We start from the raw sequence: 19,648 nt of genomic DNA on the forward strand, positions 1-19,648 counted from the left end.
TGTCGTCCGGCGCGTCCTCGGGGCTCGCCCAGTCCGCCATGTACACGCGCATGGTCAGCCATAGGTCCGAGTGCACGGCCTGAAGCGCGATGGCCTGACACGCGGGGTCCGCGGCGTGCTCGCCCTCTGGACACACCTTGCGCGCGGCGTCCAGAGGGCATGCGTCGCGTGGTTGTCGGCGCGCAGCATACAGGCGAAGGGCGGAAGCTGCCGCAAGCCTGGGGCGTCATCAGAACTGATGATTTCTCGCTGGGGCGTCCCTTTCAGAATCCGAAAGGGCTGACGACAACTTGAAGGGGGACAGTTGTGCACAGATCATCCATGCCTTCTTCGTCCGCGACGCGCCTTCGACGAGCATGGGGACGATCGGCCGTTGCGATGTTGATTGCGAGCAGTTGCATCACAGTACACGCGCAGAGTTGTCAGAACCAGCCACAAATCCAGACGCCGAAGGAACTCATCTCGGCTTGGATCGTGGATCAGTCGACCGGGCAGACGCTGACGAGCGGACAAGTCGTGCCGGTCAACACGACGGTCCTCCTGCACGGCCATGCGGAAGCGCGCAGTCTGTGCGATGTGTATGTCCTCGATCAGGGAGTCAATTGCGTCTACGTCCGTACGGACAATCGCACGGTCAATAACATCGACCGCACCTACTACTACCCACCCAACGGGGTCCAGCCGTATGTAAAGACTTTCGGCCGCGATCCCGCCACCGGCGGGACTGCCTTCTACAACGTCCTTGATACTTTGGACGCGGCCCACTCCGGCGGGCCTAGTACGGTGGGCCTCAGCTCTGAAGGCGCCTACACCTTCTACACGGCCAATTTCATCAACGTCACGGGATGCAATATCGCGCCAGACAGCATCTCGGCGCAGCCCATCGTCCTGTACGCGCGTCAAGCGCATCCACGACGCTATTGCCCGGCTACCAGCGGCGACGAGAGTGTTCTGTTCGGCAACCCCTGCAACGCGCTCACGGGTAACAAGACCCAGACCGAGGTGGATTGGTCCGGACCGGCGCAGAGAGTCGTCCGGACATACAGCAGCGATTCGGCCTACGTTGACGTCGGCTTCGGCTATGGATGGTCCAGCCCGCTCCTGCGGCGCGTATTCCGAGGCAATAACCGATTGATCATCGAGCGCGGCACCGGCGAAAGTGAGCTCTTCACGCTCAGCAGTGGCGTCTGGAGCGGTGACACCGTCACGCGCTACAAGGTGGCCAATGGCGCCAACGGGGGCTATGCCATCTCGCTGGTGGACGGCAGCGTCGAGCGTTACAGCGCGGCTGGGTTGCTGCTGGACGAGGTCGACCGGAATGGTCGAAGCAACGTCTATCAGTACGACAGCAGCAATCGCCTGACAACGTGGACCGATCCCTTCGGAAGGACGTCGACGATCTCCTACGTCGGCGCTTCTCCTCGGATCGCTTCGATCTCCGACGGACACGGGTACTCGACGAACTACCAGTACGACAGCAATGGGGCGCTGACCCAGGTGACCTATCCGGATGGCAGCGCTCGTCTCTACAGCTATCAAGTCATTGCGAACAACGGCAATGTCGGAGGCGCCCTCCTGACTGGCATCACCGACGAGAACGCCGTCGCCTATGTGGCGTGGACCTACGACAGCGCCGGCCGGGTCGCATCTTCGAAGCGCGCCCCGGGCAGCGCCAACCCCGTGGACGTTCACACCTTCTCCTACACACCGTCCAGCTACACGACCGCAGTCACGGATCCGCTTGGCACCGTGTGGACCCTGACATACGCAACCTATTTCAGCGAACTCGTGCTTCGCACGAAGAAGAACTCTGTCGACAACCTCACGTACACCCAGACCTATTCGGGATACGGCTTCCTCGATGGCAAGACGGACAGGCTAGGCAATCAGGCCTGCTATGGATACGACTCCACCCGCATCTATCTGGAGACGCTTCGCCAGGAGGGCGTCCCGCCCGGCTCGTCGTGCTATCCGTACCCGTTCTTCACGCCGCCGGCGGGTGCCCGCCGGATCAGCACCCGATGGCACCCGGACTGGCGCCTGGAGACCAAGGTCGCCGAGCCGGGCCGCATCACGACCAAGGTCTACAACGGGCAACCCGATCCGTTCAATGGCAACGCCACGGCGAGCTGCGCCCCGAGCGGTGCCTTGCTGCCCAGCGGCAAGCCGATCCCCGTGCTGTGCAAGCAGGTCGAGCAGGCGACGACGGACGCCAACGGCGGCCAGGGTTTCAACGCGAGCCTGCAGAGCGGCGTGGCCAATCGAGTCTGGAGCTGGACCTACAACAGCCTCGGCCAGATGCTGAGCGAGACCGATCCGATCAACCACACGACGAGCTACGCGTATTACGCGGCCACCAGCTTCACTGGAACCGATCCGAACGCGGTGGGCTACACGCTGGGCGACTTGCAAAGCGTGACCAATGCGAAGGGGCAGGTGACCACGTTCACCAAGTACGACAGACGCGGCAACCTGCTGGAGAGCGTGGACCCGAACGGTGTCGTGTCGGCCAGCAGCTTCGACCTCAGGGGCCGGCTCCTGAGCACCACCGTAGGCGGGCAGGGGGCGAGCTACAGCTACGACGCGGCGGGTCAATTGCTCAAGGTGACGGCGCCGGACTCGAGCTGGATCGGCTACGAATACGACCTTGCGCACCGCCGAACCGCGGTGAAGGACAACCTGGGGAATCGCATCGAGTTCGTGCTGGACAACGCCGGGAACGTGACGGGGCAAAGCGCCAAGGACCCCTCGGGCGCTCTGGCCCGCAGCCTGAGCAGGACGATGGATGGGCTCGGGCGGGTACAGCAGACCACAGGCCGGGAGTGATGATGAGCACCCATCAAGCACGGCACTCGAGAGACGGCCTCCATCTGATGCCGGTCGTGTTGACCTTGAGCGTCCTGGCGCCGCATGCGAGCGCACAGGGATTGCCCGCCCCGCCGGCTTCGCCGGCGCCCGTGGTGAGCTACGAGTACGACGCCCAGAGCAACCAGACAAAGATCAGGCTGGCTCCTGGCGTGAGCGGCTACAACTTCGTCACGCAAAGCAGTTATGACTCGCTGAATCGGCGCAAGACCGTCACCGACGCCAAGAGCGGGCTGACGCAAATCGGCTACGACGCGATGAGCCGCAACACCAGCGTCTCAGACCCGAGAAGCCTGCTGACCCAATATCCGCGCAATGGCCTGGGAGACGTGACCAGCCTGATCAGTCCCGATACCGGCACGGCCACGCACACCTACGACGCCGCGGGCAACATCACGACTCGCACCGACAGTCGCGGCGTGTTGGCGACCCATGCGTATGACGCGCTGAATCGCCTCATCGGCGTCGTCTTCAGCAAGAGCGGCCAGGCGAGCCTCACCTACAGCTGGACCTATGACGAGACGGGCACGGGTTTCAGCAACGGCATCGGACGGCTGACCTCCACCAGCCACCCGAATGGCGCTACCCGGTACGCCTACGACCCGCAAGGGAGCTTGCTCACCGAGACCCAGACGGTGAACGCGCAAAGCGGCGCCAACGCGAGTGCGGTGATCACGCCCGTCAGTTACGGCTATGACGCGGCTGGGCACATGACCAGCATCACGTACCCCTCGGGACGGGTGCTGACCATTGCCTACAGCGGCGGGCTGGCCACCACGATTACGCTCGCCAAGGACGCCAGCAGCGCCGCGAGCACGCTGCTGGACCAGATCGGCTACAGCCCATTCGGCGGCCTGCTGAGCTGGAACTGGCAGATGAGCGGTGGCGCCCAAGCCAATGTCCGCGTCTACGACACCTCGGGGCGCTTGGTGCGTTACCGGCTGGGCAACACCGTCCGCGACCTCACCTACGACGCGGCTGACCGCATCGTGAGCTACACCCATTACGACGCCTCCACGGGAACTGCCAGCCCGAGCCTGGATCAGAGCTTCAGCTACGACGAACTCGGACGCCTGACCAGTATTTCCGCTGGCGGCAATTCCTGGACGATCACCTACGACGCCAATGGCAATCGCACGGGTGTCACGTTCAACGGCACGAGCAGCGCATATACGACGAGCGCGACGAGCAACCGGCTGAACGCGATCACCAACCCCGCCAGGAGTTTTGCCTACGACTCGGCTGGAAACACCACCAGCGACAGCGCGAGCTACTCGAGCACGTATGACCTGTCAGGACGGCTGGCGACGTTGACGGCTGGGGGTGCCACTGCGACTTTCAGCTACGACGCTTTTGGTCGGCGAGTGCGCAAGTTCAGCACGTCCGGAGCCAGCAGCACGGTGCTGTTCGTGTATGACCAGGGCGGACAACTATTGGGCGAATACGACGGCAGCGGGCAGGCGATCCGCGAGTATGTTTGGCTAGGCTCCGCCCCACTTGCAGTCTTTACGCCGGATCCAGCGAACGGCGCCAATCCGCCAGTTGTCTACTATATTCACAGCGACCATCTGAATACACCCCGGATGATCGTCGACGGCAACAACGCCATCCGCTGGCGGTGGCTAGCGGAACCCTTTGGTACCACCGCGCCAGAGACAGATCCTAGCGGTCTTGGGGTTTTCGCGCAGAATTTGCGCTTCCCCGGTCAGTACGCTGATACGGAAACGGACCTGTTTTACAACATGGCTCGGGACTACAAAGGCGAACTTGGTCGGTATGTCCAAAGCGATCCGATTGGATTGGCGGGCGGCATCAACACGTATGCATACGTCGAGGGGAATCCCATCTCTGCCGTCGATGCCGACGGCTTGCAGCGCAGGGTAATCACAGTTCCGCCGAGCAGCTATACGGCGACGATATCTGCCGCACAAGTTTCGTCGCTCGTTACTCAAATCAGAAGATATGACGCAAACTTCAACTATGCGACCATCGCGCCTCGGGGGTACCGATACAACGAGCGAGACGTTGAATTTTTGCGCGACCTCTTGCGTCAGTACGAAGAATCGGCAGTTTGTACTGCCAATGGTCTGCCAAGGCCGCGTATTGACTATGGCTCTACGCCTAACGGTATTCCGTTTACTCGCCACTATGGAACTGAAACCGGACCTGTCAGAAATATGCCGGGAAGCGTGATTGATAATGCCATTGCAAATGGCGTGCCCAGATTCAATCCGCGCGACGGTACAACGAGTTACTACGATGCCATAAATAATGTAACCGTTGTTGTTGGCCGCGATGGAGTCGTGAGTTCAAGAATTGGCAACCCAACGAGGTAATAAAATGGATAGAAAGCCAGTATTTGGTTTTGAAAAATCTTCAGCGGAAAAGGTATTTGACTTCGAGGCGGCAATCGAAGTCAATGAATTTTCAGAGCCTTTTGCGGCTGAAGTGTTTGGAATTGCCGACTCCTTGGGGGCGGACGTCGCAATCCATGCGGCTTCACTTTTGGCAAGTGTCGTATGGAGGGCATCATATGACTCCGAAGTGGACTCTTTGAGTTTTTCATTCGGAGATGGCACTAGGTCCGGGGGGCAAGTTAATGGAGTGCTCCAGGTTGGACTAAGTGGCGGAGGCATTGCAGTCATTCAACTCTTAAGATGATGAAATATGCAACTGGACAAGAGGTGAGGGTCGGTGACCAAGTAATGCTTGGCGATGATACCGGTGAAGTAGTGTTTTCGATTGATGCTGAAGAATACTCGGGGGGCAGTGGGAATGCCTGAAAAAAGGAGTCATGATCAACTTTTAAAAAATATGGGTTGATTCATTATGAGCAAGCGGAAGACGATCTTCAGTGGGTCGCTCGCGCTACCGCCTCCTGATGCTTGATGGAACGTTATATCTATATTTTCAGACGAGCCAGGACATTGAGGAATGAAGCATTTTCTACTTTCTGGCGCCTTCGGACTGGGGATTCTTATGGCTCCCTGCGCGAAAGAGCCGGAGAAGATCGCCCCTCATCGAGTCTGTATTGGCGTCAACAAATGCATTGGCAGCATGTGGCCCTTGTCCGAGGTTGAAGAGGCTTACGGCACGAGAGGGTCTGAGGTCGAAGAAGGGATCAAGGAGATCTATATTCGGCGTGCCGGAATTTTCCTCCGCCTGCAATATGACCTGCGTTCCACTGGAGGTTTGGAAAGTCCTGCAGCCTTGGATGTCGCTTCCAACGGTCCACCGGAAAACTGTAAGGCGGTTTCAGTTGAAGGCCCTGGCTTCGTCGTGAGCCCGGTTGCTCTTGGTGAATCTGATAATGACGTCAGGAGTGCTCTCGGCGAGCCGGACGAAGTATGGGTGCCGCAGACCAGCGCCCATGGAATTCTTCCCGGCGAGCGAGGATTCGTTTACGGTGGTCCGGAAAACGCCTTCGTGCTCGTCGTACTCCGAGGGCGCCGAGTAGTGCGAGTCGCTGGCTCCGTTTTGCCGTAAACCGCCGTTTACCCAGCGGAGAACGCTCATGGGGGAGGTTCGTTGGCTACGACAGCGGCGAGACTGACAGTCGATCAAGCAAACTTCTTGACGATACCTTCCCGGCTGTCCAAATAGCTCCCAAGGTAAGAAGGCGGCAGGCTGTTGAAGGCCGACGCCCTTCCATTCGGATCTCGATAGACCGCGTGGAGGTTATTGGTGCCGGCGATATGGTCGAACATCACTTCGGGATTGTCGCGAATCACCCCTTTGGCATACCGAGGGCCGCTGGAGAGGCAGCCGGAAGTTCTTCCTATTTCGGCGTCCACTGCCTCAGCCGACATGGGCTTGAGGGAGAAGGCAGTTTTCAACTTGCCTGACGGAAGTATGGGCGCGCCAGTTCCCAGCGTGGCGGTCACGAAAGGCGTTTCGGGGTTGCTTCTCTCGCCGTAGGTGTGGACCTTTTTCAGACCTTGCCATGGATCCACCACGATCGCATGATCTCCCGCCTGGGGAGTTCGCCAATCCCCGATGATCACCAGGCTGTGTTTCTTCGATTCCAGCACTTTGAATACCGGCTGGTCCCGTCGATGGCTTTGGAGTTCGGCAAGCACCATGTTTGCGTACTCGCCGCAATTGCCGCCACCCGTCTCCTTGATGGCTTTGACTTGCAGCTCCTGGCTCGCGCCCTCGTCGACGCGGCCACGGAACATCTGCTTGCGCATCCAGCTGCGGCCGCCGCTCATCAAGATATTGGCTACCTGATTCCCCGGACCATCCGGAAAGGTTTCATGGGCAGTTTTCAGCAGGATGTCGTGCGCCAACGACATCATGTTGAACGTGGCGGTGGAGACCGGTATGACCGTTTCATTGCGCTGCCCCGCAGGCAACGAATCGAGGCGCGGATCGTGCAGGCTCGATAAAGAAACATACCTGCGGCTCGCAGTACTGCTCTCGGACGAGGAGGGGACCGGGCGGCGACCGAGCTGATGCAACGGCGAGTCACCCTGGGCGGGGCTACTGGTTGCAGTCCTTTGTTGAGAGGACGACGGTCGCATCTGCTCGCCGTAGGTCACGGGCGCTTGGGCACCGTCCATTCGGCCGCATATATTTCCCATTGCCGTTCTCTCCCATTCATGAAACGCAGGAGAAACCCATTGGACGGCATGGGTCCGGCGGGCGCGTGTACCCGCCGAATGGACGAACGGAAATCCGAATTCCTCAGCGCCCGCTCGCCTCGATCCGGATCTCGTCCGCGCGGCAGGTGCCGCCGCCGCTCCCGCCGGGCTGGTCGCCGAGCAGTTGCTTGAGCGACCCGCCCGCCTGGTAATCACGCGGCAGCTTCACCTGGATCTCCGTCAGGTATTGCCCCGAGCACATCAGCTTGACGCTGTCCCGGTACGCGTCGCTGCCGGTCTCGGCCTTCAGCTTGTCGTAGAACGCGCGCTTGGAAATCGACCCGCCGATGTTCTGCCGGATGTACTGCCCGACGCCCGAATCGTTGAACTGCTTCACCAGGTTCACCGCGCGGCGGAAATACGCGTCCGGATTCATCGCCTGGCAGGTGCCGTGCTTGCGCCACTCGTGCTCGCCGAAGTCCTTCTCGTACAGGAAGTTCGGCATCCACGGCCCGATGTAGGCGATCGTCTCCTTCGACAGTGTCATCGGCGCCGTGCTGCAGTTGCCGTAGCTGATGCCGCATTGCTGGCGGTTGGGCCACAGCCCGTGCAACGTCAGGTTGCTGACCTTGAGCTTGCCGCTCTCCATCGCCTCGCATTCCGGCTTGCCGCGCTTGCCGCCTGCTGTCCATTCGCAGAAGCCGGGCTGCCACGACATCGCCAGCACGAAGCTGTCGTACTCGTTGGCCGTGGAGCACATGCCGCCGCGGCCCGACATCGACGGCCCATTGCCTTCGGCCGGCGCGCGGCCGGACTTCGCCGGGCCGGAGACTTCCGAGCCGCCGACCGCGCTGCCGCAGTCGTTCTGCACCCAGCGTTCCGGCGGGCGCGCGCCCGGCACCTGCACGCGGGTCCAGCCCGCGTCGTGCGTCTCCAGGATCGTGTAGCCGGTGCCCGGCGACAGCTTCGCGCCGTCGGGATTGGTGCTCTTGCGGAAGGACTGGAAGGCCTCGCAGGCGCGCGAGGCGGTGAAGGTGCCGCTGGCGGGCGCCGCCCAGGCCGAGGGCAGGGCGCAGCAGGCGAGCGAGAGGAGCGTCGAGTGAAGAACGGAGCGGAGAGCGAGGCGCATGGGCATCCAGCGAGGCTGAAACGACAGCCGGCTTTGTACGTCATCCCGGGGGCGCCGGGAATCGTCCAGCGAGGGGAGGGTCACGCGATGTGGTTCAGGAGCCAATCGACACGCTTGGACTCACTCGCTCAAGTGCGTGGGAAGTTTCAATGACGCGCGAAGCGAAATCTGGGAACCCGTAGGGCCATGGTTGATCGCCGGTCAGGTCGGAGCGCGGGGCGATCTGGCGCACCGCAATCAGCCTGGCTGCGGGCACGACAACGATGTACTGCCCTAAGAAACCCTCAGCGACATAGGCCTCGATCGCGCCGACTTCCCGACGAACAATCGCGCCCAACGCGTTCCCGCTCCTGTTCAACTCCGCCATGAACACGGGCCTCTCCGCTCCAAGGGCTTCGTCGATGGCCACCTGGACTTCTCGCACATCAGCGTAGGACCGTCCCACCAGCGGTCTCAGCCGATCGACCGAGGCCGTCGACAAGCCCGCTGCGGCCAGTCTATCCAGACCGGCAGCGTGGACGGTCCACGACATGCGTTCGGAATGTCTCAACCAAAGCAGTCCTTGCGCAGCGCTATATGGCTGACTCTGCGCCACCATCTCGCGCATGAATGCGGGATCTATCAGGACCGTCCCATTGACCTCGCCCTCGTCAAGCAAGAGCTGCCCCACCCGGGCAGCGTCTCGCGCGTTGGATATCCAACCGGCCATCGCATATGGATGGCCCGCCTTGTCGAATCCGCTCTGACTCCAGATCGGGCCGCGTGCCCCGATGGGACGAAGCACCTCTTGCTCGAGATAGACGTCCATCCGTTGTCGCGTTGCCTTCTCGACCACGCCGGCAAGCAGGTTCGTCGCCTTGTTGTTGTAGACGTAGGACTTGCCTGGCGGATCGCTCAGTTCAGCCGCAAGTGCCAGTTGCTGCGCGTCAGGAGCCGGATATATCTCAATGGCGGCGTTGAGAACGTTCTGGAGACCCGACGTGTGATTCAGCAGCATGCGCAGCGTGATCTCGGCCTTGCGCCCCTGCTTCCATTCAGGATGAAAGTCCGACACGGGTTGGTCGAGCGAGCGCAGCTTCCCCTGTGTAAGCAGTCGTCCAATGCCCAGCGCGACCAGTGACTTCGTGCAAGACATCATCTCGAACTTCTGCTCGTCTCGAACGCCGTCTCGGTGATAGTCGAGCACCGGCTTGCCGTCTTGCATCACAAGCAGGCGGTCGCTTTCGCTTGTCTTCGCATGCGCCAGCAGTGCGTCAAGCGCCATGCGCGCTGAAGTCTGCGCCTGCACGAATGGACTGGAGACGATCAATGGGAGCGCCAAGGCTGCGAGTACGGGACGGCGGCGCGGGTGGCTTGCGAGCATCGAACGGTCCTGAAGAGCTGGCGATCGGCGAAGTCTACTCAGGCCAGGCCCAAAGAACGGTCTGCACGGCATGATGCGCAGCGCATCCCCGGTGAGCGAGCAGACCTGGCGATAAGTCGCCGGCCATCGCGGGCTTAACGATGAGCAGCCCAGTTCGGCGCGTTGGTGCCCACAATGGTGGCCGAACTCAGAACCCGATCGACACCCCCAGCCCCAACACCCAGTCGGGCGTCTGCTTCGTCAACCCGCGGTTGAGCGAGGCATCGAGCTGCACGCGGCGGTCGACCAGCCAGGTGACGCCGGTGCCGGCCGAGACGCTGCGGCCGCCGTTGCGCGTCGACGCGAGCTGGTCGCCGGCGATCTCGACGTAGCCCTTCCAGCGCTCGGCGATCGGCCAGCCCAGCGAGGCGCCCAGGATGCCGCCGACGAAATGCCCGCCGTCCTCGCGCCGGTCGCGGTACAGGCCGCCGATCACACCGGCCGACCAGTCGCGCGGCAGGTCCCATTCCGCCGTCAGCCGCAGCGACGGCCGCAAGCCCTGGCCCCGGAACGCTGCCGAGCCGCTGTCCATGTCCATGTGCAGCAGCCACGCCAGGCCCGGCTTGGCGTGCTCGCCATCGCTGTCCTGCCAGTGCCACTTCACGCCGAGCGCCGTGTCGGCCCAGCCGCTCGCGCGCGTCGTGCCGTCGGCGTCGGTCGCGCGCAGGCGCTGGTAGCCGTCGGTCTCGACGCGGAGCTCCCAGTCCTCGGCGAAGCCGAAACGCAGCAGCGTCGGCGTCGACCACAGCCGGTTGCGCACACCGTCGCTCTTGTCGCGTTGGTAGCCGAGCCCCGTCTCCAGCAGCGCGCGGCCCTGGCCGACGGTGCTGCTCGATTCGACGATGCCGGGCTGGTCGGGCTCGATGGCGTCGGCCTCGTCGGCCGCCCAGGCGGACATCGATGCGGCGGCGATCAGCAGGGCGGCGGTGCCGCCGCGCAGCAGGCTGGAGGTCATGTCGGAAGCTCCCTGTCGGTTCGAATCACTGACCGCCGCTGCGCTCGCCGCCCATCCACCAGGAAGGGGGCACGCCGGAGGCGCCGGGCGCTCCCGGGACGGCGCCGGACGCCGCGTCGGATGCGGGCAAGGGCGGCGGCATCGGGCCAATGGTCTTCAGCCCGGCGTCGCCGGCGAATTCGCTGTACACCCAGTCCGGTCCATACGGCCCTTCCTCCTGCACCAGCCCGCCGTCCTTGGGCGGCTCGATCTCAGAAGGCTTGATGTCCCGCAGCGCCACGGCCATGTAGTCGATCCACGCCGGCAGCGCGATGCCGCCGCCGGTCTCGCTGGCGCCCAGGCTGCGCGGCTGGTCGTAGCCGATCCACACCACCGTCGCCACGCGGCGCTGGAAGCCGGCGAACCAGGCGTCCACCGCGTCGTTGGTCGTGCCGGTCTTGCCGTACAGGTCGTAGCGCTTGAGCGACTGGCTCGCCCGGTAGGCCGTGCCGCGGATCGCCACCTCGCGCAGCAGCGAGCCGGTGATGAACGCATTGCGCTCGCTGATCGCGCGGCGCTCGTCGGTGAGCTTCTCCGGCTCGGCCTCGAACAGCACCTGGTTCTGCGCGTCGACGATCTTCGTCACCAGCAGCGGCTTGAGCAGGTAGCCGCCGTTGGCGAAGACCGAGTACGCACTGGCCATCTGCAGCGGCGTCACCGAGCCCGAGCCCAGCGCCAGCGTGAGGTTCTCCGGCTGCTTGTCGACATCCAGGCCGAACTTGCCGGCCCAGGCGCGGCCGCGCGCCGGCGTCAGCTGCTCCAGCACCCGGATCGTGACCATGTTCTTGGACTTGGCCAGGGCCTGGCGCAACGTCATCGGACCATCGAAGTTGCCGTCCGAGTTGCGCGGGCTCCAGTCGCCCACCGAGATCGGCGCGTCGTCCACCAGCGTCGCCGGGCTGGCGCCGTTCTCCATCGCCGCCGAGTAGATGAAGGGCTTGAAGCTGGAGCCTGGCTGGCGCCAGGCCTGCGTCGCGTGGTTGAACTGGTTGCGGTTGAAGTCGAAGCCGCCCACCAGCGCCAGGATCTTGCCGCTGTCCGGCTCGACCGAGACCAGCGCGCCTTCGGCCTCCGGCGACTGCGTCACCGCCCAGGCGCCTTTTGGGAACTCCTTGGTCGGGTTGCCGCGCAGCACCCGGACGATGGCGCCGCGATGGATGCGCAGCTCCGGCTTGGCCTTGGCCGACAGCGCCGACTGCACCGAGCGCAGGCCGTCGCCCTTGATCTCGATGTCCTCGCCATCGGCCAGCGTCGCCTGGAGTCGGTTGGCCGCGACCTGCGTCACCACGGCGGCGCGCAGGTCGTCGTTGTCGGGATGCTCGTTGAGCGCCTGCGCGATCGCGGTGTCCTGGTCCTGCGCGTCCATGCCCTCGGGCAGGTCGACCTCGCCCTCCGGGCCGCGCCAGGCCTTGCGGCGCTCATAGTCCATCAGCGTGCGGCGCAGCGCCTTGTACGCGGCGACCTGGTCGTCCATGCGCAGCGTCGTCGTCACCCGCAGGCCGCGGCTGTAGGCCTCGTCGCCGTACTGGGCGTGGACCACCTGCCGCACCATCTCTGCGGCGTACTGGCCGTAGGGCAGCCGCTGCTCCTGCGCGCTGCGCAGCCGGACCGGCTCGTCGCGCGCCTGCTGCGCCTGCGCCGGCGTGATCATCCCCACGTCCACCATCCGCTGCAGCACCACCGCCTGGCGGCGCTGCGCGCGCGGCAGGTTCATGATCGGGTTCGCGTAATAGGGGTTCTGCGGCAGGCCCGCCAGCATCGCGGTCTCGCCGATCGACAGCTCCTTCAGCGGCTTGCCGTAGTACGCATGCGCGGCCGCCTCGAAGCCGTAGGCCCGCTGACCCAGGTAGATCTGGTTCATGTAGACCTCCAGGATCTTGTCCTTGGAGAGCTGGCTCTCGATCTTGAAGGCCAGCAGGATCTCGACGAACTTGCGGGTGTAGAGCTTCTTCTTGGTCAGGTAGAGGTCGCGCGCCAGCTGCTGGGTGATGGTCGAGGCACCCTGGCTGCGCGACGAGAACAGGTTGGCCAGCGCCGCCCGGAAGATGCCGGTGAAGGAGACGCCCTGGTGCTCGTAGAAGCTGGCGTCCTCGACCGCCAGCAGCGCCTGCTGCATGGTCTTGGGGATGCGGTCCAGCGGCAGGTAGCTGCGGCGCTCGGCGCCGAACTCGGCCAGCAGCTGGCCGTCCTCGGTGTAGACGTGCAGCGGCTGCTTGGGGTTGTAGTCGGTCAGCCGGTCCAGGTCGGGCAGGCCCGGCCAGACCACCGCCGCCGCGCCCGCCAGCAGCAGCACCACGGCCAGCACGCCCGCGCCCGACCAGACCGCGATGCGCTTCCACGCCGGGAGCGTGCGCAGCGAGGCCCGCATCGGCGCGGTGCGGCGCCACAGCGCCTGGAAGAAGCCGGCCACGGCGGTGGCGACGGTGCGAGCGAATTGAGCGAGCTGCTGCATGCGGGGCGCCGAGTTCAGGTCGGCGGATTATCGTCAGACATGCTGGCCTGTCCGGGGCCGCGTGCGGACGGCAACAATCCGTACACGGGAGACACACGAACCGCGTACGCGCCCGGCGGACGGCGACGGTGGACCGGCCCAGGGCAGGCGCCGTGCCCGCGCGGCATAGGGCCGTCGCGGTGCTGGCGGCTCTGGCGGCGTCAGCCGATGCGCAGGTCCAGCGTCAGGAACACCAGCGCGTTGAGGGCGAAATGCAGCGCGATGGCGAGCTCGATGCGGGCGCTCAGCGCATAGGCCAGGCCGTAGCCGAGCCCGGCCAGCATCGCCAGCCCGACGTAGAGCGGCCCGCCGGCCGCGTGCGCCAGGCCGAAGAGCACCGCCGCCAGCAGCACCGGCAGCCAGCCGTTGACGGTCCGCAGGTCGGTGCCCAGGCGCCGCGCCAGCAGTCCCTGGATGACGCCGCGGAAGGCGGCTTCCTCGGCGACGCAGGTCAGGAACAGGTTGGACGCCAGGAACAGCCCGGCGTTCTCCGGCCAGCGCAGCGTCGGCCGGCCGAGGCCGCCGACCACCGCCAGCAGCCAGGGCAGCGCCAGCGTCGCCGCGACCGTCGCCCAGAGCGCGACGGCCGGCCGGCCGGGTGCGACGGCCGGTGCGGGCGCGAGCCCGACGCCCTCGGCGCGCCGCCGCTGCTGCGCGGCCAGCACCGCCAGCATCAGCATCCCGGCCACGCCCTTGTCGAAGTTGAGGTAGCGCAGCGTCGGCGGGCGCGCGTCCGAGGCCGCCACCAGGTAGGTCGGGTTCAGGAAGCCCGGCAGCAGATGCAGCGCCAGCGCCAGGCCGATGACCAGCATCAGCGCCATCAGCACCGCCTCGCGCCGGGGCCGGTGGCGCGCGGCGATCGCCATCCAGGCCAGGGCCGCCATCGCGGCCACCGGCACGAGCGCGGCGATCGTCAGCTGGCCGTGGATCTGTCCGGCGGTGACCGCCATGATCAGCAGCGACAGCCAGGGCCACGGGGCCCTCACCGGCAGCAGGGTGGCGAGGATCGACAGGCACAGGAGCAGGTGGCTGAGCGGCATCTCGGGTCTTCGTCCGATCTTGGGGGGAGGGCGCGGGGGGCGGTTCCCCCGAAGTTCCCCCCTCGGAAGGCCCACGCCAGGGCGCCGAAGTATCCATGAGGTCTGAGGTATCGTGCCGCCCCATGCATGAGATGACTTTCTACTGGCACGACTACGAGACCTTCGGGCGCGTGCCGCGCCGCGATCGCCCGGCGCAGTTCGCCGGCATCCGCACCGATGCCGAGCTGAACGAGATCGGCGAGCCGCTGATGGTCTATTGCCAGCCGCCCACCGACGCGCTGCCCGATCCCGAGTCCTGCCTGCTGACCGGCATCCTGCCGCAGACCTGCGCCGAGCACGGCCTGCCCGAGCACCGCTTCGCCGCCGACATCCATGCCGAGCTGTCGCGCCCCGGCACGGTGGGCCTGGGCTACAACACCATCCGCTTCGACGACGAGGTCACCCGCTTCCTGTTCTGGCGCAACCTGATCGATCCCTATGGCCGCGAGTGGCAGAACGACTGCGGCCGCTGGGACCTGCTGGACGTCGTGCGCTGCGCCTACGCGCTGCGGCCCGAGGGCCTCCAGTGGCCGCGGCACGAGGACGGCCGGCCGTCCTTCAAGCTGGAGCACCTGACTGCCGCCAACGGCCTGGCCCACGAGGCCGCGCACGACGCGCTGTCCGACGTGCGTGCCACCATCGCGCTGGCGCGGCTGATCCGTCAGGCGCAGCCGCGGCTGTGGGACTTCTGCCTGAAACTGCGCCGCAAGGACGCCGTCTGGGCCGAGATCGGCACCAACCGGCCCTTCCTGCACGTGTCGGGCATGTACGGCCCGGAGCGCGGCTGCATCGCGCTGGTGTGGCCGCTGGCGCCGCATCCGACCAACAAGAACGAGCTGATCGTCTGGGACCTGGGCAGCGATCCCGCGGAGCTGCTCGGCCTCGACGCCGAGGCGATCCGGCTGCGCCTCTACACCAAGCAGGAGGCCCTGCCCGAGGGCGTGACGCGGCTGCCGATCAAGACCATCCATGTCAACAAGTCGCCGATCGTGATCTCGTCGCTGAAGATCCTGTCGCCGGAGATGGCCGCCCGCTGGGGCCTGGACATCGCCCGCGGCCTGGCGCATGCGGAGCTGCTGGCCTCCCGCGGCCGCGAACTGGCCGGGCGCTGGCCCGAGGTGTTCCAGCGCCCGGCCGGCGAGGGCGGCGTCGACGTGGACGAGGACCTGTACGGCGGCTTCGTCTCCAACGACGACCGGCGCGCGCTCGAGCGGCTGCGCGGGCTGTCGCCCGAGGCGCTGGCCGATCGCGTCGCGCAGGGCAAGGTCGCGTTCGAGGACGGGCGGCTGGAGGAGATCCTGTTCCGCTACCGCGCCCGCAACTTCCCGGACAGCCTGAGCGGCGACGAGGCGGCGCGCTGGGAGCACCACCGCGCGGCGCGGCTGCACGCGGGCGAGGGCGGGGCCCAGACGCTGGAGGCCTTCTTCGAGCGCATCGACACGCTGGCCCAGGCGGCGGAGGAGTCGGAGGACGAACGCGCCGGGGAGATCCTGTCGGCCCTGTACGACTGGGCGGAGCAGATCGCACCGCCGCCACCCTGATGCCGCCTTGGGCGCCGCCGCCCCGAAGCGGCCGTCCGGCGCCGGAACGGGGGCCTGTCCGGGGTTCCCAGGCCTGATCAAAACAGGTACACCTGCGCCATACGCCAGGAGACGACATGCAATCCCAACACGACGCCGCCGACCCGATCGCCGCCCGCATGCGGGCCTTGCTGGTGCGGGCGCCGCTGGCCGTGGCCTTCGTGGCCGCCGGCCGTTTCGAGGTGGTCAGCGAGCATTTCAACCACCTGTTCGGACATGGGGACGACACCGACCTGAGCGGCACCGACCAGCGCGGCTCGGTCGTGTCCGACGCCGCCCACCAGGCGCTGCAGACCCGCATGGGCACCGCCTTCGGCGCCGGGCGGCCGCTGGACGAGGAGGTCGAGTTCGTGCGCCGCGACGGGTCGCGTTTTTGGGGCCGGTTGCAGGCCACGCCGGTGCACTGGGAACAGCCGGCCGGCGAGGCGATGTGGATCGTCGAGGACGTCACCGCCGCCCGCCAGCAGCGCCTGCAGCCGACCTGGTCCGCCAAGCACGACGAGGTCACCGAACTCGCCAACCGCCGTGAGATGGAGCGCCGTCTGGCCGAGCATGTCGGCAGCCGCCGCCATGAGCCGGTGTCGGTGCTGTTCGTCGACATCGACCGCTTCACCGAGGTCATCCAGGGCATGGGTGCCGAGGTCGCCGACCACTTCCTGTACGGCCTGGGCCAGATGCTGATCACCAAGGTGCGGGCGTCGGACACGGTCGCCCGGATGGAGAACGATCACTTCGTCGTGCTGCTGCCCGATTGCGACCAGCACTACGCGCAGATCGTGGCCGAGAAGATCCGCTCGTCGATCGCCAGCTTCCGGCTGCGCTGGGGCCTGCACCGGGCGCGGGTCAAGGCCAGCCTGGGCGTCGTGCAGCTGCAGCCGTCGCTGGACACGGTCGACGCGGTGCTCGGCGCCGGTCAACTGGCCTGCACCGAGGCCAAGGCCTCGGGCGGCGACTCGGTCCGTGTGTTCATCTCGAGCGGGAGCTTCGAGGAACTGGCGGGCGCCTGAGGGCGCCGGGCGCCTCAGCCGGCGGGGGCCAGCCGCTCGCGCGGCCCGGCGACCCCGCTCGGCGGGCGGCGATCCGGTGGATTTGGGCGAATAGCGGATCGGTGATCAAAAGAAATGGCGGGGAAAGCCATTTCTTTTCTAAAGATCGTCCGGAATCTGCCGATGACGGCGGCATGCCCGCGCGCTTGAGGCCGGGTTACTGGAAAGAAACCCATGTCCACCGTCAGCCTGTCGACCGCCTTGTCCGGGATGTCCGCCGCCAATGAACGGCTGCGGGCGTCGGCGAACAACATCGCCAATGTCGCCACGCCCGGCTACCACCGCGAGCGCATCGAGGCCGAGACCGCCGCCGACGGCAATGGCGTGACGACCCGGGTGGAGAAGCTGCCCACCCCGGGCGAGGACCTGGCGACCGACCTGGTCGAGCAGAAGTCCGCCACCTACGCCTACGTCGCCAACCTGCGCGTGCTGCAGACGCAGCTCCGCGCGGAAGGCGCGCTGCTCGATATCCACGTCTGAGCCCCGCCCGGGCGCCTGAGGCCCGGTAAAGCCGTCTAGTCAGGGCGCGAGCTCGAACAGCGACGAACCGTCGCCGTTGTCCTTCACCTGCCGCACCTGCGGCGTCTCCCTCAGGTGGGCGAGCGCCCCGTTGCCCGAGACGAACTGCATCGCCACGCCGGGCACCGGCCGGATGCGCCAGGACGGCGCCGCCACCGCCGCGCTCAGCGAGGGCTGGGCGGCCAGGAAATGGGCCACCGCCTCGCGGGTCTCGTCCGGCGCGTCCACAACGACCTTGTCCGCCGCCAGCGCCGGGAAGTGGCCGCCGCCGTAGGCGCGGTAGTTGTTGGTCACGACCAGGAAGTCGGCACGCTCGTCCAGCGGCTGGCCGCGCCAGCTCAGGTTCACGACGCGGTGGCCGTCGCCCTGGCGCTGGCCGTCCTTGTCGAAACGCGCCGGCTGGGTCAGGTCCAGCTCGTAGCGCAGTGCGCCGTCCTGGCCGAGCATCATGTCGAAGTTGAAGCTCGGATAACCGGCATCGACGAGGTCCTGCCGCGCCGGCCCCTGCGGATCGATGCGGCGGAACTGGCCGGCGGACATCTCCAGCCAGTCGCGCACCTGGGCGCCGGTGAGCTTCACCACCTTGATGGTGTTGGGGTAGACATACAGGTCGGCCACATGCTTGATGGCGACCGGGCCGGCGGGGATGTCGGTGTACTGCGTCCAGCCCTGGCGGCCGCCCGACTTGAACGGCGCCGCCGCGCTGAGCATCGGCAGCTGCTCCAGCGCCGTGCCCTGGACGGCCTTGCGCGCATAGGCCAGCTGCGCCTGCGCGACCAGCCGCACCGCGTTGCCGTCCAGCACCTGCGAGAAGTAGCTGTGGATCGGCTGGTCGGCCACCGCGACCTGGCTGCGGACGTAGTCGAGGGTCGCCTGGTGTTCCTCGGCGATGACGATGGCCGGCATCGGGTCGGCGTCCGCCAGGGGCCGGCGCGCGGCGCGGTCGAAGATCGGCCGCAGGCTGGACTGGCTGTCCGCGACCCGCCAGTGCGCGCCGGGGCCAGCCTGGCCGGTGGACCGCAGCGTCAGGTCGACGACGCCCAGGTGGTCGCCCCAGCGTCCCGGCATCACCGCTGGCGTGCCGTACAGCCGGCCCTTGGCCAGGTCCACGCCGGGGTAGCCGGCGAAGCCCGGGCCGGGGAACTCGGTGTGCGCATGGCCCAGCAGCAGCATGTCCACGCCCTTCACGCGCGCGAGCTGTGCGGCCATGTTCTCGGACAGCCGCGGCAGCTCGGTGCGGTCGATGCCGGTGTGGGCGATGACCACGACCAGGTCGGCGCCGCGCCGGCGCAGCGCCGTGACCTGCTCGGTGGCGGCTTCCACCATGTCGCGCACCCGCACCTTGCCGGCCAGGTGCTGGCGGTCCCATTCCAGGATCTGCGGCGGCGTGACGCCGACCACGCCGATCTTCAGCGCATGGGCCTGGCCCGCCTCGTCGCGCATCTCGCGCTCGAGCATGACGCTGGGCGTGAAGGCGTGGCGGCGGCCGTCGGCCTCCATCACGTTGGCGTTCAGGTAGGGGAAGGCCGCGCCGGCGATGGCCTGGCGCAGGAAGGGCAGGCCGTAGTTGAACTCGTGGTTGCCGAGGTTGGCGGCGTCCACGTCCAGCAGGTTCAGGATCTTGTAGGCCGGGTGGACCTGGTCCGCCGCGAGCGGCCGGACCCGGGCCACGACATCGCCCAGCGGATTGCCCTGCAGCAGGTCGCCGTTGTCGAACAGCAGGCTGTTGGGCGCCTCGGCGCGGGCGCGATGGATCAGCGTGATGGTGCGAGCCAGGCCGAACTCCTGGACCGGTCGGTCCTGGTAGTAGTCGTAGCTCAGCAGGTTCATGTGGATGTCGCTGGTCTCCAGCACGCGGAGCTTGAGCTCCGCCGCCGACAGCGGCATCGGCACGACCGACAGGGCCGAGGCGGCGACCAAGCCCAGCGCCGCGAGGGCGCGCATCGTGCGCGTGCGCATG

Annotated in this window: 14 protein-coding genes; 7 read left to right on the forward strand and 7 right to left on the reverse strand. The window is 66.2% G+C overall.

Annotation, left to right across the window (positions count from 1 at the left end):
- Positions 1–378 precede the first annotated feature (378 nt).
- From BM393_RS22925 to BM393_RS25475, 4 genes are all read left to right on the forward strand, one after another.
- Positions 379–2,826 (forward strand): DUF6531 domain-containing protein, encoded by a 2,448-nt coding sequence (locus tag BM393_RS22925; RefSeq protein ID WP_217648505.1) that lies wholly within the window; start codon positions 379–381, stop codon positions 2,824–2,826.
- Between the two features lie 2 nt (positions 2,827–2,828).
- On the forward strand, positions 2,829–5,201 hold the full coding sequence (locus tag BM393_RS22930) for an RHS repeat-associated core domain-containing protein (RefSeq protein ID WP_175538474.1): 2,373 nt from the start codon (positions 2,829–2,831) through the stop codon (positions 5,199–5,201).
- 4 nt (positions 5,202–5,205) lie between these two features.
- Positions 5,206–5,526: a hypothetical protein gene (locus BM393_RS25470; RefSeq protein WP_141225459.1), complete on the forward strand. Its 321-nt coding sequence runs from the start codon at positions 5,206–5,208 to the stop codon at positions 5,524–5,526.
- 273 nt (positions 5,527–5,799) lie between these two features.
- On the forward strand, positions 5,800–6,351 hold the full coding sequence (locus BM393_RS25475) for a hypothetical protein (protein WP_141225460.1): 552 nt from the start codon (positions 5,800–5,802) through the stop codon (positions 6,349–6,351).
- 74 nt (positions 6,352–6,425) lie between these two features.
- On the opposite strand, the gene BM393_RS22940 is transcribed toward BM393_RS25475, so the two are convergent.
- The 6 genes from BM393_RS22940 to BM393_RS22965 all read right to left on the reverse strand — a co-directional run bounded on the left by BM393_RS22940 (position 6,426) and on the right by BM393_RS22965 (position 14,504).
- Positions 6,426–7,427, reverse strand: coding sequence for a hypothetical protein (locus BM393_RS22940; RefSeq protein WP_217648506.1), 1,002 nt, complete (start codon positions 7,425–7,427; stop codon positions 6,426–6,428).
- 124 nt (positions 7,428–7,551) lie between these two features.
- A complete protein-coding gene (locus tag BM393_RS22945; protein WP_091733398.1) occupies positions 7,552–8,577 on the reverse strand; it encodes a ribonuclease T2 family protein in 1,026 nt (341 codons plus the stop codon).
- Between the two features lie 94 nt (positions 8,578–8,671).
- Entirely contained in the window at positions 8,672–9,940 is a 1,269-nt protein-coding gene (locus tag BM393_RS22950; RefSeq protein WP_175538475.1) for a serine hydrolase, read from the reverse strand.
- Between the two features lie 187 nt (positions 9,941–10,127).
- On the reverse strand, positions 10,128–10,934 hold the full coding sequence (locus BM393_RS22955) for a transporter (RefSeq protein WP_091733403.1): 807 nt from the start codon (positions 10,932–10,934) through the stop codon (positions 10,128–10,130).
- Between the two features lie 25 nt (positions 10,935–10,959).
- Complete coding sequence (locus BM393_RS22960) at positions 10,960–13,425, reverse strand: penicillin-binding protein 1A (protein ID WP_254783577.1); 2,466 nt, start codon at positions 13,423–13,425, stop codon at positions 10,960–10,962.
- Between the two features lie 200 nt (positions 13,426–13,625).
- The gene (locus BM393_RS22965) at positions 13,626–14,504 is read right to left on the reverse strand and encodes a CPBP family intramembrane glutamic endopeptidase (RefSeq protein WP_091733406.1); all 879 of its coding nucleotides are present in this window, start codon (positions 14,502–14,504) and stop codon (positions 13,626–13,628) included.
- A 122-nt stretch (positions 14,505–14,626) separates the two neighbouring features.
- Between BM393_RS22965 and sbcB the strand changes: the two genes are divergently transcribed.
- From sbcB to BM393_RS22980, 3 genes are all read left to right on the forward strand, one after another.
- Positions 14,627–16,084 (forward strand): exodeoxyribonuclease I, encoded by a 1,458-nt coding sequence (gene sbcB, locus BM393_RS22970; protein WP_091733407.1) that lies wholly within the window; start codon positions 14,627–14,629, stop codon positions 16,082–16,084.
- Between the two features lie 116 nt (positions 16,085–16,200).
- Entirely contained in the window at positions 16,201–17,130 is a 930-nt protein-coding gene (locus tag BM393_RS22975) for a sensor domain-containing diguanylate cyclase (RefSeq protein ID WP_091733409.1), read from the forward strand.
- A 213-nt stretch (positions 17,131–17,343) separates the two neighbouring features.
- The gene (locus BM393_RS22980) at positions 17,344–17,649 is read left to right on the forward strand and encodes a flagellar basal body protein (protein ID WP_091733411.1); all 306 of its coding nucleotides are present in this window, start codon (positions 17,344–17,346) and stop codon (positions 17,647–17,649) included.
- Positions 17,650–17,688: 39 nt separating this feature from the next.
- Here BM393_RS22980 and BM393_RS22985 read toward each other — a convergent pair whose 3' ends face one another.
- Positions 17,689–19,647: a bifunctional 2',3'-cyclic-nucleotide 2'-phosphodiesterase/3'-nucleotidase gene (locus BM393_RS22985; protein WP_217648507.1), complete on the reverse strand. Its 1,959-nt coding sequence runs from the start codon at positions 19,645–19,647 to the stop codon at positions 17,689–17,691.
- Position 19,648 lies beyond the last annotated feature (1 nt).

The organism is Mitsuaria sp. PDC51 (assembly GCF_900113225.1).
GTDB lineage: Bacteria > Pseudomonadota > Gammaproteobacteria > Burkholderiales > Burkholderiaceae_C > Roseateles.